Annotated in this window: 19 protein-coding genes; 10 read left to right on the forward strand and 9 right to left on the reverse strand. The window is 72.7% G+C overall.

The features are described from left to right. Positions 1–288 precede the first annotated feature (288 nt). Positions 289–1,176 carry an amidohydrolase family protein gene (locus J2S22_RS19710; RefSeq protein ID WP_272776846.1) on the reverse strand — a complete coding sequence of 296 codons (888 nt, stop codon included), beginning with the start codon at positions 1,174–1,176 and terminating at the stop codon, positions 289–291. A gap of 104 nt (positions 1,177–1,280) precedes the next feature. Next, positions 1,281–2,504: a chromate efflux transporter gene (chrA, locus tag J2S22_RS19715; RefSeq protein ID WP_272776845.1), complete on the reverse strand. Its 1,224-nt coding sequence runs from the start codon at positions 2,502–2,504 to the stop codon at positions 1,281–1,283. A 120-nt stretch (positions 2,505–2,624) separates the two neighbouring features. Here chrA and J2S22_RS19720 point away from each other — a divergent pair, with 120 nt between their 5' ends. Beyond that, positions 2,625–2,834, forward strand: coding sequence for a hypothetical protein (locus J2S22_RS19720; protein WP_272776844.1), 210 nt, complete (start codon positions 2,625–2,627; stop codon positions 2,832–2,834). 83 nt (positions 2,835–2,917) lie between these two features. Here J2S22_RS19720 and J2S22_RS19725 read toward each other — a convergent pair whose 3' ends face one another. From J2S22_RS19725 to J2S22_RS19740, 4 genes are all read right to left on the reverse strand, one after another. Next, positions 2,918–3,856, reverse strand: coding sequence for a fumarylacetoacetate hydrolase family protein (locus tag J2S22_RS19725; RefSeq protein WP_272776843.1), 939 nt, complete (start codon positions 3,854–3,856; stop codon positions 2,918–2,920). A 174-nt stretch (positions 3,857–4,030) separates the two neighbouring features. Continuing rightward, a complete protein-coding gene (locus J2S22_RS19730) occupies positions 4,031–4,795 on the reverse strand; it encodes a M15 family metallopeptidase (protein WP_272776842.1) in 765 nt (254 codons plus the stop codon). Positions 4,796–4,907: 112 nt separating this feature from the next. Continuing rightward, positions 4,908–7,028 carry a xanthine dehydrogenase family protein molybdopterin-binding subunit gene (locus tag J2S22_RS19735; RefSeq protein ID WP_272776841.1) on the reverse strand — a complete coding sequence of 707 codons (2,121 nt, stop codon included), beginning with the start codon at positions 7,026–7,028 and terminating at the stop codon, positions 4,908–4,910. Continuing rightward, entirely contained in the window at positions 7,025–7,543 is a 519-nt protein-coding gene (locus tag J2S22_RS19740) for a (2Fe-2S)-binding protein (RefSeq protein WP_272776840.1), read from the reverse strand. The genes J2S22_RS19735 and J2S22_RS19740 overlap by 4 nt, the downstream gene beginning before the upstream one ends. A gap of 242 nt (positions 7,544–7,785) precedes the next feature. On the opposite strand from J2S22_RS19740, the gene J2S22_RS19745 reads away from it, so the two are divergent. Then, positions 7,786–8,145, forward strand: coding sequence for a hypothetical protein (locus J2S22_RS19745; protein WP_272776839.1), 360 nt, complete (start codon positions 7,786–7,788; stop codon positions 8,143–8,145). A 26-nt stretch (positions 8,146–8,171) separates the two neighbouring features. Here J2S22_RS19745 and J2S22_RS19750 read toward each other — a convergent pair whose 3' ends face one another. Beyond that, positions 8,172–9,026, reverse strand: a complete 855-nt coding sequence (locus tag J2S22_RS19750) for an EamA family transporter (RefSeq protein WP_272776838.1) — start codon at positions 9,024–9,026, stop codon at positions 8,172–8,174. A gap of 262 nt (positions 9,027–9,288) precedes the next feature. Between J2S22_RS19750 and J2S22_RS19755 the strand changes: the two genes are divergently transcribed. From J2S22_RS19755 to J2S22_RS19775, 5 genes are all read left to right on the forward strand, one after another. Next, entirely contained in the window at positions 9,289–10,530 is a 1,242-nt protein-coding gene (locus J2S22_RS19755; RefSeq protein ID WP_272776837.1) for an ABC transporter substrate-binding protein, read from the forward strand. 247 nt (positions 10,531–10,777) lie between these two features. Continuing rightward, positions 10,778–11,638 (forward strand): branched-chain amino acid ABC transporter permease, encoded by an 861-nt coding sequence (locus J2S22_RS19760; RefSeq protein WP_272776836.1) that lies wholly within the window; start codon positions 10,778–10,780, stop codon positions 11,636–11,638. Further along, complete coding sequence (locus tag J2S22_RS19765; protein WP_272776835.1) at positions 11,635–12,672, forward strand: branched-chain amino acid ABC transporter permease; 1,038 nt, start codon at positions 11,635–11,637, stop codon at positions 12,670–12,672. Before J2S22_RS19760 ends, J2S22_RS19765 begins: the two co-directional genes overlap by 4 nt. Next, positions 12,669–13,406 (forward strand): ABC transporter ATP-binding protein, encoded by a 738-nt coding sequence (locus tag J2S22_RS19770; protein ID WP_272776834.1) that lies wholly within the window; start codon positions 12,669–12,671, stop codon positions 13,404–13,406. Before J2S22_RS19765 ends, J2S22_RS19770 begins: the two co-directional genes overlap by 4 nt. Continuing rightward, on the forward strand, positions 13,396–14,112 hold the full coding sequence (locus tag J2S22_RS19775; protein ID WP_272776833.1) for an ABC transporter ATP-binding protein: 717 nt from the start codon (positions 13,396–13,398) through the stop codon (positions 14,110–14,112). Before J2S22_RS19770 ends, J2S22_RS19775 begins: the two co-directional genes overlap by 11 nt. 163 nt (positions 14,113–14,275) lie before the next feature. Here J2S22_RS19775 and putA read toward each other — a convergent pair whose 3' ends face one another. Further along, positions 14,276–17,383 carry a bifunctional proline dehydrogenase/L-glutamate gamma-semialdehyde dehydrogenase PutA gene (putA, locus tag J2S22_RS19780; RefSeq protein ID WP_272776832.1) on the reverse strand — a complete coding sequence of 1,036 codons (3,108 nt, stop codon included), beginning with the start codon at positions 17,381–17,383 and terminating at the stop codon, positions 14,276–14,278. A gap of 219 nt (positions 17,384–17,602) precedes the next feature. Here putA and J2S22_RS19785 point away from each other — a divergent pair, with 219 nt between their 5' ends. Next, on the forward strand, positions 17,603–18,649 hold the full coding sequence (locus J2S22_RS19785) for an ABC transporter substrate-binding protein (protein ID WP_272776831.1): 1,047 nt from the start codon (positions 17,603–17,605) through the stop codon (positions 18,647–18,649). Positions 18,650–18,779: 130 nt separating this feature from the next. On the opposite strand, the gene J2S22_RS19790 is transcribed toward J2S22_RS19785, so the two are convergent. Further along, entirely contained in the window at positions 18,780–19,721 is a 942-nt protein-coding gene (locus J2S22_RS19790; protein ID WP_272776830.1) for a LysR family transcriptional regulator, read from the reverse strand. Between the two features lie 540 nt (positions 19,722–20,261). Between J2S22_RS19790 and J2S22_RS19795 the strand changes: the two genes are divergently transcribed. Together J2S22_RS19795 and J2S22_RS19800 are read left to right on the forward strand one after the other, a co-directional pair. Further along, a complete protein-coding gene (locus tag J2S22_RS19795) occupies positions 20,262–21,812 on the forward strand; it encodes a D-alanyl-D-alanine carboxypeptidase family protein (RefSeq protein ID WP_272776829.1) in 1,551 nt (516 codons plus the stop codon). Then, positions 21,809–23,026, forward strand: a complete 1,218-nt coding sequence (locus J2S22_RS19800) for a CobW family GTP-binding protein (RefSeq protein ID WP_272776828.1) — start codon at positions 21,809–21,811, stop codon at positions 23,024–23,026. Before J2S22_RS19795 ends, J2S22_RS19800 begins: the two co-directional genes overlap by 4 nt. Position 23,027 lies beyond the last annotated feature (1 nt).

Genomic DNA, 23,027 nt, shown 5'->3' on the forward strand with positions numbered 1-23,027 from the left:
GACCGGGATCGGTTCGATCGCGAGCCGCCGTCACGGGCGGTCCCGAGGCCGCCGAATCGAAGCGGCGCGTGCGGCCTGCCGTCCGGCCGGGAACCTTGCGTCGTCCGGGCCGGGATGCGGAACGGATCCGTTGTCGCAGAGCGCGGCAGGCCGGATCATGACGGCCGCATGCTGGACAAGCGCCGCCTTCGGGTCAACCCGCCGCGCGGGAGCGATCCGGGTCCGCGGCGGCCGCGGTTCGCGCGAAAGCTGCGGTGCGGCCGGGGCGCCCGCCGGGCCGGTTCCGGCTCACAGATGATAAAGCCGCACCGCGTTGTCGTGCAGCACCGCGCGCCGCTCGGCCGCGCCGCGCTCGGCGAGCGCCGTCCGCACCGCGTCGACGATCGCGCCGTAATTCGTCCACAGCTTCTCGATCGGGAAGTTGGAGCCCCAGACGCAGCGCTCCGGGCCGAACAGCTCCAGCGTCTCGTGCACGATCTCGGCGATGTGGGCGGGATCGTTGCGGCGGACGAAGGTGCCGAGCGCCGACAGCTTGGTGCTCACATTGGGCGCGTCGGCGAGGCGCCGCATGCCGTCGCGCCAGGCGCGGCGACCCTCCGGCGAGCGATCCTCCGGCATCCCGGCATGCTCCAGCACCAGCGTGACGCCCGGGAAGGCGCGGGCGAGCGCGGCGCCGTCCGCCATCTGGCCGGCGAACACCTGCAGCTCGAACAGGAAGCCGAAATCCTCCAGCCGCGCGAAATTGCGCCGGAAGGCGGCGTCGTTCATCACGTCCGGGCGCGGCGCGAAGCGGTACAGCGGGTTGTCGTGCCAGTGCAGCTGCTGGCGCACGCCGCGCATCCGCGGGCAGCGCGCCTGCGCCGTCATCACGTCGGCGGCGTCGTCCGCGGTCAGGTCGACGAAGCCGACGATGGCGTGCGGCCAGCCGGTGCGGTCGGCGACCGACTGGACCCACTCGACCTCCTCGACGGCGCCGGCCGGGGCCCAGTTGGTCTGGACGTAGACCGAGCGGACGACGCCGCAGCCGTCGAGATCCTGGAGGAACTCCTCGATCGGGTAGTCGCGCTTGATCGGCTCGTAGTCGCCGAAGATGCGCGGCACGGTCGGGCCCTGCAGCCAGGGCTGGTCGGCACGGCGCCAGATGTGATGATGGGCGTCGACGATCGGTTCGACCACGGGAGGCGTCCTTGCGGGGCGGGAGGGCACGCGGCGGAGCGGACGGGCGAAGGTCGCAACGAAAGCGAAAACGACGGCGGGTGTCGAGCCGCGGCCGGCGCGGATCAGACGAGCGCGAGCAGCGCACCGGCGCCCGCACCGAGCAGCACGACCAGCCATGGCGGCGCCGCCCAGGCGGTGAGCAGCAGGAACGCCGCGCCGGCGAGCGCCACGTCGGTGCCGCCGTGGATCGCCGCGGTCCACACCGGATCGTAAAGGGCGGCGAGCAGGATGCCGACCACGGCGGCGTTGACGCCCTTCAGCATCGCCTGGGCGGCGGCGCGCCGGCGCAGCGCCTCCCAGAACGGCAGGGCGCCGATCACCAGCAGGAAGGACGGCAGGAAGATCGCGGCGAGCGCGACCGTCGCGCCGAGCCAGCCGTTGGGGGCGGGACCGGCCACGGCGCCCAGATAGGCCGCGAAGGTGAACAGCGGTCCCGGCACCGCCTGGGCGGCGCCGTAGCCGGCCAGGAAGGCGTCGTTGCTCACCCAGCCGGGCGGCACCACGGCGGCCTGCAGCAGCGGCAGCACCACGTGGCCGCCGCCGAACACCAGCGACCCGGCCCGGTAGAACGCCTCGACCATGGCGGCGAGATGCGATCCCGTCGCGGCGGCGACGAGCGGCAGGCCGGCGAGCAACATGACGAACAGCACGAGCGAGACGATGCCGGCGGTGCGGCCGACCGTCAGCGGCAGCGCCGCGTGATCGGGCGCGTCCGTCTCGCGCGGCAGCAGCACGAGGCCCGCGAGGCCGCCGAGCAGAATGGCGCCGATCTGGCTCCACGCCGACGGCATGGTCAGCACGATCGCGGCGGCGATCACGGCGAAGGTGGCGCGCCGCCGGTCGGGCGCGAGCGCGCGCATCATCCCGAGCACCGCCTGGGCGACGACCGCGACGGCGACGATCTTCAGCCCGTGCAACCAGCCCGCCCCGGAGACGTCGCCGAGCGCCTTCACGCCATAGGCGAACAGGACGAGCGCGATCGCCGACGGCAGCGTGAATCCGGTCCACGCCGCGAGCGCGCCGGGCAGGCCGGCGCGCGAGAGGCCGATGGCGATGCCGACCTGGCTCGACGCCGGCCCGGGCAGGAACTGGCAGAGCGCGACCAGATCCGCATAGGCGCGGTCGTCGAGCCAGCGCAGGCGGGTCACGAAGGCATCGCGGAAATAGCCGAGATGCGCGACCGGGCCGCCGAACGAGGTGAGGCCGAGACACAGGAACACGACCAGCACCTCGGCGGCGGTGCCGCGCGTCGCGCCCGTCGCGGCGGCCGGCTCGTCCGCGTTCATTCGGAACCCTCTCGGCCGGAACCCTCTCGGCGCGCCCCCGTTGGCTCAGCGACCGAGGCGTCGAGCGATGCCGCCGTCGGTCCGGCTTCAACGGCTCCGACCGGCACAGGGAGAAGCACCATGGCGAGCGCCGCCGACAGGGATCCCCGGCAGCATACCCAGAAGATGCAGAAGGCGTTGACCGACATCAAGAATCATCTACGCGAGGACATCCACAAGGTGGACGAGCCGCAGCTCAAGGCGATGTTCGAGACCTCGGCCGAGGTGCTGGAGGGACTCGCCAAGGCGTTCCGCGACTACGAGCAGAAGAACGAAGCCGCGTGGCGCTGATGTGACGGCCGGCTCCGCGCCGGCGACCGGCCCCCGAAGGGGCTTCGATCGTCGCGATGCGGTCGCGGCGCCGGTTGCTGGCGTCACGGCCGGATCAGCCGGTTTCTCAGCACGCCGATCTTCTCGATCTCGAGCTCGATCACGTCGCCCGAGGACAGCGTGCGGCCGAGCTCGTGGGCCGAGCCGGTGCCGACCGTGCCGGAGCCGATGATCTCGCCGGCATAGAGCGTCTCGCCGCGCGAGACGTAGGCGAGGATGTCCCAGAACGTCCAGTGCATGTCGGCCGAGTTGCCGCCGCCCCAGCGCTCGCCGTTGACCCGCACCTCCATGGCCAGCGCGTGCGGGTCGCCGATCTCGTCGGGCGTCACGATCCACGGGCCGAACACGTTGCCGGTGTCGAAGTCCTTCCCCTTGGCCGGGCCGAGGCCCGCCCGCATCTCGTCGAACTGCACGTCGCGGGCGCTGAAGTCGTTGTAGATGGTGAAGCCGAACACGTGGGCGGGCGCGTCCGCCACGGCGATGTCCTTGCCGGTGCGGCCGATCACGCAGGCGAGCTCGAGCTCGTAGTCCATCCAGTCCGAGAAGGACGGCCAGATCACGTCGGCCTCGTGGCCGACCACGTTGAAGCGGTTGCACTTGTAGTAGACGGGGTGCTCGTACCAGACGTCCGGCATCTTCTGCGGCCGGCCGGTGCGCTTCGCCACCTGGTCGCGGCTGTTCCTCACATGCGCCTCGAACGCCATGCCGTCACGGAGCTGGCGCGGGATCGGAATCGGCGCCAGGAACCGGACGCCGTCGAGATCGTCCACCGCCTCGGTCGGCCACTCGCGCACCAGTTCGTCGACGCGCGCGAGCCCGGGGGCCGCGGCGTCGATCAGCGCGAGCATGTCGCCGAAGGTCGGATCCGGCCGCTTGAACACCGCCTCGGCTGCCGCGGCGAGATCGAGCACGGCGCGCTGCTCGAGGTCGACCACGCCGAGCCGCGGACGCTTCCGAAGGCCGATGAAGGTGGCGAGTTTCATGTGAGATCCGCCCGGCGGGCAGGGGTCGGAAGGGCTAGCCCGGTCGCGGACGCTAGCACGCTCCCGCGAGGTCTCGAAAGCACCCCGGCACCGTCGCGCGCACTCGTGTTGCGGTCGTCGTTAAAAGTCATGATCGACCCGACGGGCGTCGGTCGTGCGACCGCCGCCCGTCGATCACTCGACCGGCACGTCGAACGGCTCGGTCGGCGCACCCGGGGCGTGATACTCGAAGTGCCACCATTCCTGATCGTAATTGGTGAAGCCCTCGCGGACGAGCGCCCGCAGGAGCCGGTCGCGGTTGGCCCGCGCGGCCGGCGGGATGTCGCGCCGGGCGGTCGCGCTGGTGTCCGAGAAGCAGTCGAAGGCGGTGCCGAGGTCGAGGCTCGATTCGCGGGCGCGGCCCTCGAACGGCCCGTCGCAGGCACCCCCGCCGGCCGGCGTCGGCAGCGGCGGATCGTCGAGCCGGACGAGACCGAGATCGACCGCGATGCCGAGTGAGTGCTTGGAGCGCGTCGCGATGTAGCCGAGCGCGAACAGCCGCGACTTCTCCAGCGCCGGGTAGAAGACCGGCTTCATCTCGTCGCGGCCGGGCGCCTTCGCCCACTCGGCGAAGGCCTTCACGGCCCGGACCGGCCGGTAGCAGTCCCAGACCTTCAGCCGGTAGCCCTCCGCGGCGAGCCGGGCCTGGGCGCGGGCGAGCGCCTGCGCGGCCGGCCGCCACAGGATGCACTCCGCCGCGCGATAGCCCGGCACCGGCGCGCCGGTGAAGTTGAACGGCCCGGCGTAGCGCATGTCCTGCAGGATGTCGGGCGCGACCTCGCGCAGCCGCACCAGCCCGCCGGGAAGCGGCTCCGCCGCGGCAGCGGGGGCTCCGCCCGACCAGACGATCGCGAGCCCGAGCGCCGCGGTCGCCGTCAGTCTCGTCGCCTTCCGCTTCATGTCGTCCGCCCCGCTCGTCCGGCCGCGACCGTGGTCGCCGCCGCGGAGACTACGCCGATCGGGCACGGCGGCAACAGGCGGGGCGGCCGCGGCGGCGCCAGTGCCGCTTGGCTCAGGCGAGCAGCGCCGCCATGATGCGCTCGCGGCTGAGCGGCAGCGCCCGGATGCGGGTGCCCAGCGCCCGGGCCACGGCATTGCCGATCGCCGCCGCGGTCGGCCCCATGGCGGCCTCGCCGACGCCGAGCGGCGGATCGCGGGACTCGCCGACCAGCCGGATCTCGATCTCCGGCATCTCGGAGAAGCGCAGGATCGGGTAGTCGTCCCAGTTGGTGGTCGCCACCTTGCCGTCGGCGAAGCGCAGCTCCTCCTTGAGGGCCCAGCTCGCCGCCTGGATGATGCCGCCCTCGAGCTGGTTCTTCGCCCCGTCCGGCGTGATCACGAGGCCGCAGTCGGCGGCGCCCCAGATCCTCACCAGCCGCACCGCCTCGTCGACCTCGACCTCGGCGGCGACCGCCATGTAGGCGGCGCGGTTCTTGTAGCGGCCGAAGCCCAGCCCGAGCCCGCGGCCTTCGCCGCGCGGCGCGTCGCCCGGCCAGCCGCACATCTCGGCGGCCGCCTCGATCACGGCGCGGGCCCGCGGATCCGACATCAGCGACAGCCGGTAGGCGACCGCGTCGGCGCCGGCCGCCTCGGCCAGCTCGTCCATGAAGGACTCGATGGCGAAGATGTTGGCGTAGGCGCCGAGCCCGCGCAGCGACGAGGTGCGCAGCGGAACCGGGTCGACGGTGCGGTGGATCAGCCGGTGGAACGGCAGGTCGTAGAGCGCGTAGCCGTTGCGGGTGGCGCCGCCGCCGGCGGCGTCGGGATTGTCGTTGCGGATCACCGGCTGCGGCGGCGGGTCGGGCAGGGCCTCGCGGCTGCGGAAGCCGTGATGGCCGTGCGAGCCGGGACGATTGCTGTGCACCGGGCTGGCAATGTCGATGGTCCAGCTCGCCGGCCGCCGGTCGGGCCCGAGCACGGCGCGCAGCCCGATCACCATGGCGGCTCCGAACGGGGCGGCCATGAACTCGTCCTCGCGGGTGAACAGCACCCGGACGGTGCGGCCGGGCCGGCGGGTCGCGAGAAAGGCCGCGTCGAAGGCGGCGTCGTCGGCGGTGTTGTGGCCGTAGCAGCCGGCCGCCTGCCGGTGCAGCACCGTCACGGCGCCGTCGAGCCCCAGGCAGCGGGCGAGCTGCTCGCGCAGCGCATAGGGATTCTGGGTGTGCGACCACACGGTCAGCTGGCCGTCCTCGAAGCGCGCGAGCGCGCAGGACGGGCCGATCGAGCCGTAGGTCTGGAACGGCCGCCAGTAGGTCGCGCTGACGACCTCGCCGTCCTCGCGCTCGGGCGGCGTGCCGGTGTCGACGACGCGGGTGCGCGACGGCTGCGCCAGCACCCAGTCCGGGCTGTTGGTGTCGTCGGGCAGCGGCGTGCCGCCCTCCCACACCGCCTTCTCGCGGGCGATCAGGGCGGCGCGCTGCACGGCGAACTCGCGCTCGCCGAGGAGCGCGGCGAAGTCGCCCTCGCGCAGGATCTCGATCGGGAGACCGGCGGCGCGGCGCACCGCCGCCTCGTCGAGCGACGCCAGCCGGGCGTCGCGCCACGGCCGGTGGACGATGCGGGCGTGCACGAGGTCGGGCGCCACCATGTCGTGGATGAAGCCGCGGCCCTCGATCTTGGCCGGCAGGTCGACGCGCGGCAGGTCGGTGCCGACCACCCGGTACTGGGTCGGCGACTTGGCCGGTGCGCCGCCGGTGGCCGGCCGGGTGAGATCGATCTCGGCGGCGAGCGACCAGTAGTCGTGGCCGGTGTCGCGGCCGTCGCGGCGCAGCCGTCCGTCCTCCACGACGAGGCTCTCGGCCGGGACCCCGAGCCGGTCCGCTCCGTGGGCGAGGAACAGGGCGCGCACCTCGGCGCAGGCGAGCCGGATCGCGGCGCCCGACATGGCGACCGAGGTGCTGCCGGCGGTGACGCCCTCGTTCGGGCCGCCGGATGTTTCTCCAGAAACAGTTCTGATCCGGCTCGGGGCGACGTCGAGCTCCTCGGCGGCGATCTGCACCAGCGCTGTGAGGATGCCCTGGCCGATCTCGACCTTGCCGGTGGAGACCCGCACCCGGCCCTCCGGCTCGAAGCCGATCCAGTCGGACAGCAGCGGATTGTCGATAAGGCTCTGCGGCAGCGTGTTCGGGATCATGCGGTTCCCTCGTCGACGAGGCCGTCCATGGCGGCGCCGGCGCGCCGGACCGCCCGGACCACGCGGTTGTGCACGCCGCAGCGGCACAGATGGCGATCGAGCGCGTCGAGGATCTCGCGCCGGCTCGGCCGCCGGTTCCGCTCCAGGAGGGCGGCGCCCGAGATCATCATGCCGGACAGGCAGTAGCCGCACTGCCCGGCCTGCTCGTCGAGCAGCGCCTGCTGCAGCGGATGCAGGCCGCGGCCGCCGCCCAGCCCCTCGACCGTGACGATGCTGCGGCCCGCGAGCGCACCGATCTCGCGCGAGCAGGAGTAGACTGGCTCGCCATCGATCAGCACCATGCAGGCGCCGCACTGCTCCTGGCCGCAGCCGAATCGCGTGCCGACGAGGCCGAGCTCCTCGCGCAGCACGGCGAGCAGCGGGCGGGTCGGATCGCCGGCGAGGCGCACCGGTGCGCCGTTGACGATCAGAATCGTTTCGGTGGTGTCGTCGGCGGTTGCGGGCGTGGTCGTCACGATGAGACCGTGGTTTGGGAACCGAGGTTCGCGGGAGGAGGGCGGCGCGTTGCGGGAAGACCTCGATTATACGGACGCGAGCGGTCACGGCAAATGCGGCCGATCGCGCCGGGCGGGGTTTCGGCCTGCGCCATCTTCTGCTACCGAGGGATTCGTGCTTCCGCCGGGCGCGGAAGTCGTTCGTTTCGCGTTGCCGCTCGAAGCACCTTCCGGCTTCGACGATGAGACGACGGAGTTGGTTGATGCGAGCACGTTTGGCTGGGGCCCTCGCACTGCTTCTGCTGGTCGGCGGATGCGGGTTCTTCGACATGCAGCCACAGAAGGGCGACAAGGGCGATCCCGGACCGCCCGGGCCGGCGGGGCCGGCCGGGCCGGCGGGTCCTCCGGGGCCGGCGGGGCGCGGCATCGGCTGGCGATTCGCCGAGTTCACCTGCCAGACCGCCGCCTGCTCGGCCGCCTGCGAGCCGAACGAGCGGCTCATCAACGCCTTCGCGGTCAATCCGGCCGGTACCGTCACGTTCGACGACGAGCGCACCGTCATCTACACGCCGCCGAAGCGCGGCCCGTCCGGCAAGCTGGTGCTGGTCTGCGTGGTGCCGTGACGGCGTGAGAGCGTCGCCGGCGGACCCTAGGCCAGCGCGAGCAGCGCCAGCGCGGCGAGCGCCGCGGCGAGGCCGAGGCCCTTGCGGGCCGTCATCGCCTCGCCGCCGAAGCCGATCCCGAGCAGGGCCGCCGGCACGAAGCCCATCTGGGCGATCGGCACGACGACGCTCGCCTGGCCGGCGGCGAGCGCGTGCACGAAGAACAGGAAGGCGGCCGACAGCACCACGGCGGCAGGCACCGCGTGCCGCCACAGGCCGGGCGGCCAGCGCAGGCTCCGCTCCACCGTCGCGGTCGACAGCGTCGCGAGGCTGGCGAACACCATGGCCTGGGCGGCGACCAGCGACGCCGGCGGGGCGCCGCCGAGGCTGCCGAGCTTGTGGCAGAAATAGCCGGCGCCGGCCGCCACGGTGGCGACCAGCACCTCGGCGAGCGATCGCCCGGCGAGCCTCCGGCCGCCGTTCGACGCCGGCGCAGCACCGAGCAGCAGCGGCACGGCGACGAGCGCCAGGGCGAGCCCGCCCGCCTTGGCGGCGGTCAGCGGCTCGCCCAGGAAGGCGATCGCGAGGACGACCGTGACCACGAAGCCGAGGCGGAAGATCGGCCCGTTGACGCTCACCGGCCCGGTCCGCAGGCTGCGGGCGAACAGCAGGAAGCCGACGAACAGGAACAGCCCGGCGAGATTGCCCCACAGGGCGGCGCCGCCGACCGTCAGGGTCCCCGTCGCGGCGGCGAACAGAATCACGAACGGGCAGAACAGCCAGGCCTGGCCCATCAGGAAGTGATGCGCCGCGACGCCGTCGCGGGCGGCGCGGCGGTAGATCCAGTCGCCGACCCCGAAGCAGATCAGGGCCGCGAAGGCACAGCCGGTCGCGGTCGTCATCCCCGGCTTTCGCGCATCAGCTTTGCAGACAAGGCATACGGCGTCGGTGGGGGCACGCCATCCCGCGCTGCGGCAGCTCTTTTCGCCGTGCCTACCCTTTGCAATTTCCAAATCCCTGTCGGATGATCGACACCTGCGACCGAACGGATCGCCAATTCGCCGCCAAACGCGGCGCCGGCTCGGGCGGCCGCCCGCGTCTCTCCGCGAGAGACCACGGGCGACCGCGTCGCTGCCGACATAACAACATGAGGAGCGAAACGCCATGCCGAGAGTGACTCGCCGTGCCGTGCTGGCCGGCACCGCCGCCGGAACCGCCGCCGCCGTGATCGGGATGCCGGCGATCGCGCAAGCGACCCCCTTCAAGATCGGCCTTCTCACCGTGAAGACCGGTCCGCTGGCGCAGGGCGGCATCCAGATGGAGCAGGGCATCATGACCCTGCTCAAGCAGCGCGGCAGCACATTCGCGGGCCGCAAGGTCGAGCTGGTCTCGGCCGACACGGGCGGCAATCCCGCCGGCGCCAAGACCAAGGCCTCGGAGCTGATCGAGCGCGACAACGTGGACGTGATCCTCGGGCCGCTCGCCGCCTTCGAGCTCCTCGCCCTCAACGACTACATCCGCCAGAAGGGCACGCCGCTGATGAGCCTCGCGGCGGCCGAGGACGTCACCCAGCGCCAGACCAACCCGTTCATCATGCGTCCCTCGGCGACCTCGGCGCAGTGCTGCCACGTGCTCGGCGACTACGCCGCCAAGGAGCTGAAATACAGGCGCGCCGCCACCATCTCCGAGGACTTCGCCTTCGGCTACGAGCAGATGTCAGGCTTCCAGCGGGTGTTCGAGGACGGCGGCGGCAAGGTGGTCAAGAAGCTGTGGCCGCCGCTGGTGACGCCCGACTACACGCCCTACATCGCCCAGATCGGCAATGTCGACTGCGTCGCCAACGGCTTCGCCGGGTCGAACCCGGTCAAGTTCATGCGTGCCTACGCGGATCTCGGCATGAAGCGCATTCCGCTGCTCGCCGGCTGGACCGCCATGGACGACGCCCTCCTGAAGAGCCTCGGCGACGAGGCGGTCGGGGTGGTGTCGGCGGCCTGGTACTCGGCCTCGCTCGACAGCCCGGTCAACAAGCAGTTCGTCGCCGACATGGCCAAGGACCATAACGTTCTGCCGGGCGGCTACTCGGCCGGCATGTACATCGCCGGCCAGGTGGTCGAGGCGGCGCTGCAGAAGACCGGCGGCAAGTCGGACGACAAGAAGGCCTTCAACGAGGCGCTGCGCGGCGTCTCGCTGCAGGACACACCGCGCGGCCCGGTGAAGTTCGACAAGTACGGCAACGTCGTCGGCGACGTGCACATCCGCCGCTGCGAGCGCAAGGGCGGGCAGCTCGTCAACACCATCGTCAAGACCTATCCCGACGTGAGCCAGTTCTGGACCTATGGCGACCAGGCCTTCCTCGCCAATCCGGTCTACTCCCGCGACTATCCGCCGGCCAAGAACCTGGAATAGCGCAAGCAGCAGAGCACGCGGCGGACTCGGCTCTGACCTCTCCCCGGCGGAGAGAGGTCGACGCGCGAAGCGCGTCGGGTGAGGGGGGTGCCCACGCCGGCATCCGATCCCCTCACCCCGAGCACGGGCGTCGCTCGCGCTCGGCCCTGTCCCAACGGGAGAGGGTGAGGGCCCGTGTCGCGCCCAGCGGCGATCCTCGACCGTCATGCGAGGAGCTGACGGCATCTTGCATAGTCCGGAGTTCTTCATGAGTCTCTGGTTGACCCTCGCCGTGAACAGCTTCGGGCTCGGCGGGCTGCTGTTCCTGCTGTCGTCCGGGTTCTCGCTGATCTTCGGGCTGATGCGCATCCCCAACCTGATGCACGGCTCGTTCTTCATGCTCGGCGCCTATTTCGGCGTGACGCTGCTCGATCGCGGCGTGAACTTCTGGGTCGCGGCGATCGGCGCCGGGCTGCTCACCGCGCTGATCGGCGGGCTTATCGAGCGTTTCCTGCTGCGCCGGCTGGAGGGCCAGGTGCTGCCGCAGGTGTTGCTGACGCTCGGCTTCGCCTTCATCATCGGCGACGTCTGCCTGATGGTGTGGACCGGCGACCCCTGGCAGCCGGCGACGCCGGCGCATCTCGCCGGCGCCGTGCAGGTCGCCGGCCTGTTCTTCCCGCTCTATCGCCTGGTGATCCTCGCGGTCGCCGTGGTGGTCGCGATCGCACTGTGGATCATGGTCGACTGGACCCGGCTCGGCGCCATGATCCGGGCCGGCGTCGACGACCCGCCGATCGCCCGCGTCGTCGGCATAAGGGTGTCGCAGCTCTTCACCCTGGTGTTCTCGCTCGGCGCCGCGCTCGCCGCCTTCGCCGGCGTGATGGGGGCGCCCTATCTCTCGGTCTATCCCGGCCTCGACTTCGAGATGCTGCCGCTCGCCCTGATCGTCGTCATCCTGGGCGGCACCGGCAGCCTGCTCGGCGCCCTGGTCGGCAGCTTCATCATCGGGTTCCTCTACAATTTCGGACAGGCGATGTTCCCGGACCTCGCCTATGTGATCCTGTTCCTGCCGATGCTGCTCGTGCTCGTGCTGCGCCCGCAGGGCCTGTTCGGCAAGGTCGTGACATGAGCGCGGTGTCGGGTCTCCTCGCGCCGCGGACCGCGGCGATCGCGATGGCGGTGCTGCTGCTGCTCGTGCTGCCGCTGTGGGTCGGCAACGCCTACTACGTCAACATCGCGAGCCAGATCCTGTTCTTCGCGGTGTTCGCCCTCGCCCTCAACGTGCTGGTCGGCTACGGCGGGCTCACCTCGCTCGGCCATGCCGGGCTGTTCGCCATGGCGGGCTACACGGCGGCGCTGCTGCTCGCCCGCGGCCACGGGCACCTCGTCGCCGACACGGCGGCCCTGCTGGTCACGGTGGCGACGGCGGCCGTCTACGCCGTGCTGTCGCTGCGCGCCACCGGCATCGGCTTCCTGATGATCACGCTGGCGATCGGCCAGATCCTGTGGGGCATCGCCTATCGCTGGGCGAGCCTCACCAACGGCGACAACGGCGTCAACGTGTCGTCGCGGCCTATGCCGTTCGGGCTCGACCTCTCCGGGGCCGACGGCTTCTACTATCTGTGCCTCGTCGTCTTCCTCGCCTGCGTCGGGTCGATGGCCGTGGTGGTGCGATCGCCCTTCGGCGCCAGCCTGCGCGGCACCCGCGACCAGGAGCGCCGCATGGCGGCGCTCGGCTACGACGTGTGGCTGATCCGCTTCTGGGCGTTCCTGCTGTCGGGCTTCTGGTCGGGCGTCGCCGGGCTCCTCTTCCTCTACTACAACCAGTTCATCAGCCCGCAGGTGGTCGCCCTCACCACCTCGGCCGAGGCGCTGCTGATGGTCATCGCCGGCGGCACCGCGACCCTGCTCGGCCCGATCGTCGGGGCCGCCCTCGTGGTGATCATGAAGAACGTGGTCAGTGCCTACATCGTGCGCTGGAACATGGTGCTCGGCATCATCTTCATCCTGATCGTCAGCTTCATGCCGGAGGGGCTGGTGCCGGGCTCGGCGCGGCTGTGGGCGTGGGCGCGCCATCGCCTGCGCCACGGCAAGCCGAAGCCGGCCGCGCCGGGGCCGGTCGCCGCGCCGCCGGCGTCCGGCGGGAAGGAGGGCGTCCGATGATCGCGCTGGAGGTCAGGGCGCTGAAGAAGTCGTTCGGCGGCCTCTACGTGACGCGGCGGGTCGATCTCGCCGTGGAGGAGGGCGAGCGGCGGCTGATCATCGGCCCGAACGGTGCCGGCAAGACCACGCTCTTTAACCTGGTCACCGGCGAGATCACCCCGGATTCCGGCTCGATCGCGCTGTTCGGCCGCGACATCACCCGCAAGCCGGTGCGCACCCGCGCCCATCTCGGCATGGCGCGCACCTACCAGATCATCACCCTGTTCGGCCGCGACACGCTGCGCCACAACGTCATGCTGGCGCTGCTCGGGCTCAGCCCGCGGCGCTGGAACCCGCTGATCGACTTCGCCGGCCAGCGCGACCTCGCCGAGCAGGCGGAGGCGGCGCTCGCCCGGGTCGGGCTCGCCCATCTCGCCGGCCGGCCGCTCGCCGAGACCTCCTACGGCGAGCGGCGGCGCGTCGAGATCGCCATGGCGCTGGCCCAGAAGCCGCGCGTGCTGCTGCTCGACGAGCCCTTCGCCGGCCTGTCGATCGACGAGCGCCAGGACGTCCACAGGCTGCTGATGGCGGTGCCGCGCGACGTCACAATGGTGATGATCGAGCACAACATGGACGTGGCGCTGGAGTTCGCCGAGAGGATCACGCTGCTGCATTTCGGCGAGGTGATCGTCGAGGGCACGCGCGCCGAGGTGGTCGCCCATCCGCGCACCCGGGAGGTCTATCTTGGCCACTGATGCGCTCGCGCTCGACGCCGTGGACGCCTATTACGGCGACAGCCACATCCTCCAGGGCGTGACGTTCCGGCTCGGCCAGGGCCGGCTGCTCGGCCTCCTCGGCCGCAACGGCGCCGGCAAGACCACCTGCATGAACGTCACGGTCGGGCTCGTCCCGCCGCGGCGCGGCGGCGTCGCCGTGTTCGGCGAGGCGGTCGGCCGGCTGTCGCCCGAGCAGATCGCGCTGCGTGGCGTCGCGCTGGTGCCGCAGGGACGCCGCGTCTTCCGCAGCCTGACGGTGCGCGAGAATCTCGTCGTCGCCGCCCGCAAGCCGGTCGGCGGCGGTGCCGCGGCGTGGACGCTCGACACCGTCTACGCCATGTTCCCGCGGCTCGACGAGCGCAAGCACCAGATGGCGGCGCATCTGTCCGGCGGCGAGCAGCAGATGCTGGCGATCGGCCGCGCCCTGATGTCGAACCCGCGCGTTCTGCTGATGGACGAGCCCTCGGAAGGCCTCGCTCCGCAGATCGTCGCCGACGTGATGGTCACGGTGCGCAAGCTGAAGGAGAGCGGCCTGTCGATCGTGCTGGTCGAGCAGAACCCCAAGCTCGTCTTCGACGTCGCCGACGACATCGTCATCCTCGACACCGGCCGCGTCGCCGTCGCGGCGCCCACCGCCGAGGTCGAGCACGGCGTCGATCTCGGACGGTATCTGGGCGTGTTCTGAGAGAGGCGCCGTATGGCGACTGCCGCCGGCGGCGCTCGTCCGCCACGCTCTCGTCATGGCCGGGCTCGTCCCGGCCATCCACGCCTTTGGCGTGGCGCATCGGCAGGACGTGGATGCCCGCGACGAGCGCGGGCATGACGCGGCAGAGATAGTGGGCGCTGCCTCACTCCTCCGCGTCGGCCAGCAGGGCGGCGTTGCCGCCTGCGGCGGCGGTGTTGACCGTGACGGTCTGCTCGAGCGCGAAGCGGCGGACGTAGTCCGGGCCGCCGGCCTTGGGGCCGGTGCCGGAGAGGCCGCTGCCGCCGAACGGCTGGGTGCCGACCACGGCGCCGATCATGTTGCGGTTGACGTAGACGTTGCCGTGCGACAGCCGCGCGACGACCTGGTCCGCAACGGCGCCGATGCGCGAGTGGATGCCGAGCGTCAGCCGGGTGCCGTTGCGGGCGATGTCGTCGAGCAGCGCGTCGAGGGCGTCGGCGCGCCAGCGCACGACGTGCAGGACCGGGCCGAACACCTCCTCGCGAAGATCGCTCGCCCGGTCGAGGGCGATCACGGCGGGCGGCACGAAGTGCCCACGGTCGGGCAGCGGCCGGTCACGGTCGGCCCGCCAGAGCAGGCGGCCCTGCGCCTCCGCCCGCGCGATCCAGCCGAGCAGCCGGTCGCGCGCCGCGGCGTCGATCACCGGGCCGACATGGGTCGCGACGTCGCGCGGGTCGCCGATCGCCAGCTCCTGCGCGGCGCCGATCAGCATGGCGATCACGTCGTCGGCGACGTCCTCCTGCACGCAGAGGAGCCGCAGCGCCGAGCAGCGCTGCCCGGCGGAGCGGAACGCCGAGGCGATCACGTCGTCGGTGAGCTGCTCGGGCAGCGCCGTGGCGTCGGCGATCATGGCGTTGATGCCGCCGGTCTCGGCGACCATCGGCACGATCGGCCCGTCACGCGCGGCGAGGTCCTGGGCGATGCTGCGGGCTGCCCCGGTCGAGCCCGTGAAGGCGACGCCGGCGAGCCGCGGGTCGCGCACCACCAGGGCGCCGATCTCGCCGTCGCCCGGAAGGAGATGCAGCGCGGTGTCCGGAATGCCGGCCGCGTGCAGCAGCCGCACGGCGCGGGCGGCGACGAGCGGCGTCTGCTCCGCCGGCTTCGCCACCACGGCGTTGCCGGCCACCAGGGCCGCGACGATCTGGCCCGTGAAGATCGCCAGCGGAAAGTTCCACGGGCTGATGCAGGCGACGACGCCGCGGCCGCGACGCGTGAGCACGTTGCGCTCGCCGGTCGGGCCGGGAAGCGCCTCCGGCTTCAGGGTCCGGCGGGCTTCGAGGGCGTAGTAGCGGCACAGATCGACGGCCTCGCGGATCTCCGCCACGGCGTCGTCGAGCGTCTTGCCGCCCTCCGCCTGGAGGAGGGCGATCAGCGGCCCGCGATCCTGCTCGATGAGGTCGGCGGCGGCGAGCAGGGCGGCGGCCCGCGTCTCCAGCGGGGTCGCGTCCCAGGTCGGAAAGCCGGCCTCGGCGGCCGCCATGGCGGCGATCACGATCGCCTCGTCGGCCTCGGTGACGGTGCCGATCGTCGCGCCGTCGATCGGCGAGGCGACTTCGCGGACATGGCCGGGCAGGGCGACGCCGTCGACCAGCGGCGCCGCCGCCGCGGCATCGGGCAGCCGCGCCTCGGCACATAGGGCCGCCAGGCTCGCGGCATGGCCGAGCTCGACGCCGTCCGCGGTCCGGCGGCCGGGGTGGATGTCGCAGGGCGGGGGCAGCCTCGGGTTGCGGGCCTGCGTGGCCGAGCCGACGATCGCCTCCGGGGACTTCAGCACGGCGTCGAGCGGCACGGCCGGATCGGCGGCCCGCGACACGAAGGACGAGTTGGCACCGTTCTCCAGGAGCCGCCGCACCAGATAGGCGAGCAGGTCGCGATGCTCGCCGACTGGCGCGTAGATCCGGCAGGTCGCATCGGGCTCGTCGGCGAGCAGCCGCTCGTACAGCGCCTCGCCCATGCCGTGCAGGCGCTGGAACTCGTAGCCTGCGGTGCCGCCGGCGATCTCGATCACGCTCGCGACCGTCAGGGCGTTGTGGGTGGCGAACTGCGGGACGAGGTGCGGCCGGGCCGCCAGCAGGGCCCGGGCACAGGCGAGATAGGAGAGGTCGGTCATCGCCTTGCGGGTGAACACCGGATAATCGGCAAGGCCGCGCTCCTGGGCCCGCTTGATCTCGGTGTCCCAGTAGGCGCCCTTGACCAGCCGCACCGGGATGCGGGCGCCGCGCGCCCGGGCGAGGTCGGCGAGCCAGGCGATCACGGCGCCGGCGCGCTTCTGGTAGGCCTGGACCGCGAGGCCCACGCCGCCCCAGCCGGCGAGGTCGGAGTCGGCCAGCAGCGCCGCGAACAGGTCGAGCGACAGCTCCAGCCGGTCGGCCTCCTCGGCATCGAGGGTGAGGCCGATGTCGTGCGCCCGCGCCGCATGGGCGAGGTCGAGGAGCCGCGGTCCGAGCTCCGCCGTCACCCGCCGGCGCGACGGCGCCTCGCAGCGCGGGTGCAGGGCCGTGAGCTTGACCGAAAGGCTCGGCCGGCCGCCGGAGCGCGCCGGGCCCGGATGCGCCGCGATGGCGGCGAGGGCGGCGGCGTAGCCGGCCGCGTAGCGGTCGGCGTCGGCGGCCGTGCGGGCGCCCTCGCCGAGCATGTCGAAGGAGTACCGCAGGCGCGGATGCCGCTCGGCCCGTCCGAACGCCTCGGCGATGGTCTCGCCGAGCACGAAATGGGTGCCGAGCAGCCGGATCGCCTGGCGCACGGCGGCCCGCACGGCCGGCCGTCCGAGGCGGCCGATCAGCGGCGCCACCAGCCCGTGCGGCGTGTGCTCGGCGGCGACCACGCGGGCCGACAGGCCGAGCGCCCACGCCCCGACCGAGCCGACCAGGGTGCCGGAGCGGCCGGCATGACCGGCGAAGTCGGCGGCGCGCAGCCGGTCCTCGATCAGCCGGTCGGCGGTGGCGTCGTCCGGCACCCGCAGCAGCGCCTCGGCCAGCACCATCAGGGCGAGCCCCTCGCGGGTGGAGAGCGCGTATTCCTTGAGGAGGTCGTCGATGCCGCCGATGCCGCCCGGCGCGCGGCGGACCGCCGCGACCAGCCGGCGGGCCCGCGCGTCGATGCGGGCCGTGGCCGCGGCGTCGAATCCCGGCGCCGCGAGGAGCTCCGCCGCCAGCGCCTCGTCGGGCGGCGCGAGCGGGGCCCGGAACGGGCCGGGAGCGGCCGCCGACCCGCGGCCCGCGCCGGCGGTCACGACCGCCTCCCGGGCCGCCCGCCGCCGCGGCGCGGGGCATGAACGGAGGCTGTTGCGGCTGCGACATAGTGTCGAGCGCGCGGCCCTGGGACGCGGTGGAAATCCCGCGCGGCCCGGACGCCTTTGTGGCATCGTCCGCACGGCCGGGCCGGCCGCGCCGCGCGACCCGGCCGGCCACGCGACGAGGCCGGACTCGAGACCCGAACAAGGGCAAGAACAATGACCATCCGCGGGCTCCTGCGGCGCCTTCCGCTGCTCCCTGTGCTGGCCGCCGCGGCCGTGGCGGCCGCCGTGGTGCTGGGCGGGGGGGCGACGGCCGCCGCCCAGCCCTTCCTGAAGTTCACCCTCGACGGACGCATCGACAGCGACGCCGCTCCCTTTCTGCTGGCCCTCGACCAGGGCCTGCTGAAGGCCGAGGGCCTCGACGTGTCGATCGATCCCGCGGCCTCGCCGCAGGAGGCGCTCGCCCGGGTCGCGGCCGGCACCTACGATCTCGGCGTCGTCGACATCAACGCCCTCATCAAGTACCGCGACCAGAACCCCACGGCCGCCATGCCGGCCGTGTTCATGATCGAGAACCGGCCGCCCTTCGCGGTGCTGGCGCGGCGCAGCCGCGGCATCGTCGACCCGAAGGACCTCGACGGCAAGCGGGTCGGCGCCGCGACCGCCGACGGCTCCGCGGCCTATCTGCAGATCTTCGCGAAGATCAACGGCCTCGATCCGGCCCGGATCCGGCTCGAGACCGTCGCGCTGCCGGTGCGCGAGCCGATGCTGGCCTCCGGCCAGGTCGACGCCATCAGTGCCAGCACCCTGACCGCGGTCGATCTCGAGGCGCGCGGCGTGCCGCCCGGCGACATCGTCGTGCTGCCGATGGCGGACTGGGGCGTCGTCCTCTACGGCCAGGCGATCATCGCCAGCCCGCGCATGCTGGCCGAGCGTCGCGATGCCGTGCGGGGCGTCCTGCGGGCTTTCGTCAAGGCCCTGCAGGAGACCGTCCGGAACCCGGCCCGGGCGATCGACTCGGTGATCAAGCGGATCGATCCGACCCATCGCGAGCGTGAGCTCGCGCGGCTGCGCATCGCCGTGGCCGGGAGCCTCCTCACGCCCGAGGTGCGGGAGATCGGCTTCGGGGCCGTCGACCCGGCGCGGCTCGCCCGCGCCATCGATCAGCTCGCGCTGGGATACGAGTTCCGGGTCAAGCCGAAGGCCGCCGACGTGTTCGATCCCGCCCTGCTGCCGCCGATCGAGGATCGCCTGCCGCGCTGAGACGCCGCCCCGCCGGGCGTCGGCGCCGGGCCGTCACCAGTCCTGCGGTCACGGGCCTGCGGTCACGGGCCTGCGGTCACGGCGTCTGGAGTCACGGCGCCCGGGGTCCCGGGCCGCGATCGGACGGGTGTCACGCCACCGACTGCATGCCGGAGCGGGCGGCGGCGCGGACGTCCGGCGCGCGACCGTCGGCCGTGCCGGGCCTCTCGGTCGTGCCGGGCTTGCCGCGCGGGCGCAGCGTCTCGGCCAGCATGGCGACCAGGTCGTCGCGCACCGCCGGATCGGCGTCGGTTCCCACGCAGATGCTGCAGGCGACGTCCGCGAGGGGCGGCAGGCCGGCGTCGTCGCACACCGTGGCCGGATCGGCCAGGCTGCGGGTCATGGCCGACAGGCCGAGCCCGGCCGCCACGGCGCGGCGCAGCTCGTCGACATGGCCGGCCGTGAAGACCATCTCGAAGCTGCGCCCGGCCGTCTCCAGCGCCGCCACCATGTGGCGATGGAACAGGCAGCTCTCGCCGCGGCTGACCAGCGGCAGCGGCTGCGCCGGATCGATGGCGATCGGCCCGCGCGTCCACACCAGCTCGTCGCGCCAGTGGTGGCTCGCCATCTCGTGCGGGTGCGGGCTCGTCATCGCGACGATGACGTCGATCTCGCCCTGCTCGAGCTCGTGCAGCAGGGCGCTGCTGCAGCAGGTCTTCATGTGCAGGCGCACGTCCGGCCAGCGGGCCCGGAACGCCGCCAGGCTCTGCCACAGGGGCAGACCGACGAAGTCGCCCGGCAGGCCGAAGCGCAGCAGGCGGCCGCGGCCGCTGCCGTGGGCGAGCGAGACGATCTGGTCGTTGATGGCGAGCAGCTTGCGGGCCTGGCTGACGACGTGGCTGCCCTTCTCGGTGAGGCTGACGCCGGGCGCGCTCTTGTCGAGCAGGTCGAAGCCCAGGAGGAACTGGAGCCGCTTGATCTGGGCGCTGACCGCGGGCTGGGTCACGCCGAGCTTCTGGGCGGCCTTGGTGAAGCTGCGGAGGTCGACGACCGTCAGCAGCGTGCGCAGAAGCTCGGTCGGAATATTCGTCATGAGAAACCCGCTTGTGCCTCGGTGCAGTGCGCTCGATCGGCCCTTGCTCCTGGCTCGATCCGGTCAGCGTGCCAAATCTCGCCGCCCATCTATTTGATCTAGGTCAGTTCACGCGCTGCAGCGCGGGATTTTCGGGGCCCGCCACGGTGCTGCAGCGTGCATCGCAGTGCGGACCCGTGCGGGCGGCCACGTCGTCCACGCCGCGCCGGTAGGCCGGCCCGGCGCGCCCGCGAAGCCGCGACACAGGGCGCACCGTGTTCCGGCGGCCCCGTGCGCGCCGGAACCGCGCCACGTCCGGCGGACCGAACGCGCGCCGGCGGGCGGCACCGGCATGTCGTCGCACCCACCCTGCCATTCCGTCCGCGCGGGGATCGGCGGGCCCGCGGCGTGTCGAACTTTGGTCGCTTTCCTGGAGCTTAGGTCGCCCGGGCGATCGATCGGGCCGCGCGGTTTTGCGTCGGCGGGCCGGATCGGATTACACTGGCGCCCGCCCGTGACGCGGTCCGGGCGCGATCTCGATCAAACGGGGCTGGTCATCCGATGCGCGTGTCGTCTCCGCTCGTCGTCTTCCCGGCCGTCGTCGGCCTCGCGCTCGCGGTCGCGGTCGCCGATGCGAGAGCCGCCGGCGAGTCGCTCCTGCTGGTCGAAGCCGACACCGGCAAGGTGCTGAAGGCCGAGAACGCCACCCATCCCTGGTATCCGGCCTCGGTCACCAAGCTGATGACCGCCTACGTGACGCTGCGCGCCGTCAAGGAGGGACGCATCACCCTCGACTCCGTGTTCACGGTGTCGCCGAACGCGCTCGCGCAGCAGCCGACCAAGATGGGCTTCGCCACCGGTACCCAGGTCACGGTCGACAACGCCCTGAAGATGATGATGGTCAAGTCGGCCAACGACATCGCCGTGGTGCTGGCGGAGGGCGTGTCGGGCTCCATCGAGGCCTTCGCGGACGAGATGAACGCCGCCTCGGCGCGCCTCGGCATGACGCAGTCGAGCTGGGTCAATCCGAACGGCCTGCCGGCGGACGGCCAGATCACCTCGGCGCGCGACATGGCGATCCTGGCGCTGGCGCTGCTGCGCGAGTTCCCGGAATACGAGGGCTACTGGAGCATCCCGGCGATCCGCTTCGGCAAGCGCATCATCCGCAACACCAACTCGCTCCTGGTCCGCTACCCGGGCGCCGACGGGATGAAGACCGGCTTCATCTGCGCCTCCGGCTTCAACGTGGTCGCCACCGCGACGCGCGACAACCGCCGGCTGATCGCCGTGGTGTTCGGCGCGCCGTCGCCGGCCGTGCGGGCCGCCAAGGCCGCCTTCCTGTTCGAGAACGCCTTCGCCGCCACCGGCCTGAACTGGCTGATGCCGGCCTACGGCAACGTCGCCTCGCTGCAGCCGGTCGTCGCCGAGCCGCCGAACCTACGCGAGGAGATGTGCGGCAAGCACCGCCGCCGGCCGGCCGCCGAGCAGGCCGACGAGGAGGAGGTCGCCGGCACCGGCCCGAGCGCCGGCGAGCCCGGCGGCGTGCAGGCGCTGTTCTACGCCGGCTCGCGCACGAGCGGCCCCAAGGCGTCCGCCCTGGTGGCCCAGACGATCGCGGTCGGCCCGCCGGTCGACGTCTATGTCGGGCCGCCGCGCAAGCCCGGCACGGCGCTCGCCTCGACCGGCCCGGCCCGCATCGTGCCGCCCGGCAAGCCGCCCGCCGCCGCGGCCGCGGTCTCCACCGGCACCCGGCCGGCCGGGGCGAAGCCGGCGCCGAAGGGGCTCGTCGCGCTGCCGACCAGAGGACCGACCGCCGGAGCCGTGCCGGTTCCGGCCGCCAAGCCGACGGCCGCCAAGCCCGCCGCCGCCAAGCCCGCCGTCAAGCCGGCCGCGACCAAGCCGGCCGCGGCGAAGCCCCCGGCAGCGCCGAAGCCGACGGTCGCGACCGCCCCCGCGGCGGCGACCGCCGCCAGGCCCAAGCCGGCGACCGCGGCGCCGACCTCGGCCGCCGCCAGGCCGAACCCCGCCGCCGCGGCGGCCGCCAAGCCGGCGGCGCCGGGCGCCAAGCCCACCGTCGCGACCGAAAAGCCGTCGCCCACCCGGACCCAATGACCGAACCGTTCGACGTGCGGGCGCGGGGCCCCGTCGCCCCGCTCCCGCTCTCCGTGCTCACCGGCTTCCTCGGTGCCGGCAAGACCACGCTGCTCAACCGCCTGGTGCGGGATCCGGCGCTCGCCGACACGGCGATGCTGATCAACGAGTTCGGCGAGATCGGCCTCGACCATCTGCTGGTCCGGCCGGTGCGCGACGGCGTCGTGATGCTGTCCACCGGCTGCCTGTGCTGCACCGTGAGGGGCGACCTCGTCACCTCGCTGGAGAGCCTGCTGCGCGACCGCGACAACGGCCGCGTCGCGTTCGGCCGCGTCGTCATCGAGACCACCGGGCTCGCCGATCCGGCGCCGATCCTGCACACCATCATGGTGCACCCGTATCTGGTGATGCGGTTCCGCCTCGACGGGGTGATCACCGTGGTGGACGCCGTCAACGGCGCCGCGACGCTCGACGCCCATCCGGAGGCGGTGAAGCAGGCCGCCATGGCCGACCGGCTGGTGGTCACCAAGACGGATCTCCTCGACACGCCGGAGCGGCACGCCGCCTACGCGCGTCTCGTCGACCGCCTGACCGCCCTCAATCCGGCGGCCCCGTGCCTTCCGGTGGACGAGGCGGTGCCGGCCCGGCTGTTCGGCTGCGGTCTCTACGATCCCGCCACCAAGACGGCCGACGTGCGCCGCTGGCTCGCCGCCGAGGCCTATGCCCCGGCGGACGCGCACGGCCACGCGCATCACCACCACGGCCATGATCACGAGGGTCATGATCACGACGGCCATGGTCACGGCCACGATCATGGCCATGACGGGCACCATCACGGTCACGATCCCAACCGCCACGACGACCACATCCGCGCCTTCACGCTGTCGACCGACGAGGCGGTGCCGGCCTCCGCCTTCGACATGTTCCTGGAGCTCCTGCGCTCCGTGCACGGGCCCGAGCTCCTGCGGCTGAAGGGGATCGTGAAGCTCGCCGAGCAGCCGGACGCCCCGATGGTCATCCACGGCGTGCAGCACGTCTTCCATCCGCCCGTGCAGCTTCCCGCCTGGCCGGACGACGACCATCGCACCCGCCTGGTGCTGATCGTCCGCGACATCGCCGAGGCGCGCATCCGCGAGCTGTTCGCCGCCTTCCTGTCGGCGGTCGGACCGGACCGGCCGGACCGCACGGCCCTGATCGACAATCCCCTGGTGCCGTTCGGCGGCATCGACCGATGAG

This window comes from Rhodoplanes tepidamans, assembly GCF_030813915.1.
Lineage (GTDB): Bacteria > Pseudomonadota > Alphaproteobacteria > Rhizobiales > Xanthobacteraceae > Rhodoplanes > Rhodoplanes tepidamans.

Coding starts and splice junctions, on each gene's coding strand:
- chrA (WP_272776845.1), bottom strand. CDS start 2,504: ATGAACGCGGACGAGCCGGCCGCCGCGACGGGCGCGACGCGCGGCACC.
- J2S22_RS19720 (WP_272776844.1), top strand. CDS start 2,625: ATGGCGAGCGCCGCCGACAGGGATCCCCGGCAGCATACCCAGAAGATG.
- J2S22_RS19725 (WP_272776843.1), bottom strand. CDS start 3,856: ATGAAACTCGCCACCTTCATCGGCCTTCGGAAGCGTCCGCGGCTCGGC.
- J2S22_RS19730 (WP_272776842.1), bottom strand. CDS start 4,795: ATGAAGCGGAAGGCGACGAGACTGACGGCGACCGCGGCGCTCGGGCTC.
- J2S22_RS19735 (WP_272776841.1), bottom strand. CDS start 7,028: ATGATCCCGAACACGCTGCCGCAGAGCCTTATCGACAATCCGCTGCTG.
- J2S22_RS19745 (WP_272776839.1), top strand. CDS start 7,786: ATGCGAGCACGTTTGGCTGGGGCCCTCGCACTGCTTCTGCTGGTCGGC.
- J2S22_RS19750 (WP_272776838.1), bottom strand. CDS start 9,026: ATGACGACCGCGACCGGCTGTGCCTTCGCGGCCCTGATCTGCTTCGGG.
- J2S22_RS19755 (WP_272776837.1), top strand. CDS start 9,289: ATGCCGAGAGTGACTCGCCGTGCCGTGCTGGCCGGCACCGCCGCCGGA.
- J2S22_RS19760 (WP_272776836.1), top strand. CDS start 10,778: ATGAGTCTCTGGTTGACCCTCGCCGTGAACAGCTTCGGGCTCGGCGGG.
- J2S22_RS19765 (WP_272776835.1), top strand. CDS start 11,635: ATGAGCGCGGTGTCGGGTCTCCTCGCGCCGCGGACCGCGGCGATCGCG.
- J2S22_RS19770 (WP_272776834.1), top strand. CDS start 12,669: ATGATCGCGCTGGAGGTCAGGGCGCTGAAGAAGTCGTTCGGCGGCCTC.
- J2S22_RS19785 (WP_272776831.1), top strand. CDS start 17,603: ATGACCATCCGCGGGCTCCTGCGGCGCCTTCCGCTGCTCCCTGTGCTG.
- J2S22_RS19790 (WP_272776830.1), bottom strand. CDS start 19,721: ATGACGAATATTCCGACCGAGCTTCTGCGCACGCTGCTGACGGTCGTC.
- J2S22_RS19795 (WP_272776829.1), top strand. CDS start 20,262: ATGCGCGTGTCGTCTCCGCTCGTCGTCTTCCCGGCCGTCGTCGGCCTC.
- J2S22_RS19800 (WP_272776828.1), top strand. CDS start 21,809: ATGACCGAACCGTTCGACGTGCGGGCGCGGGGCCCCGTCGCCCCGCTC.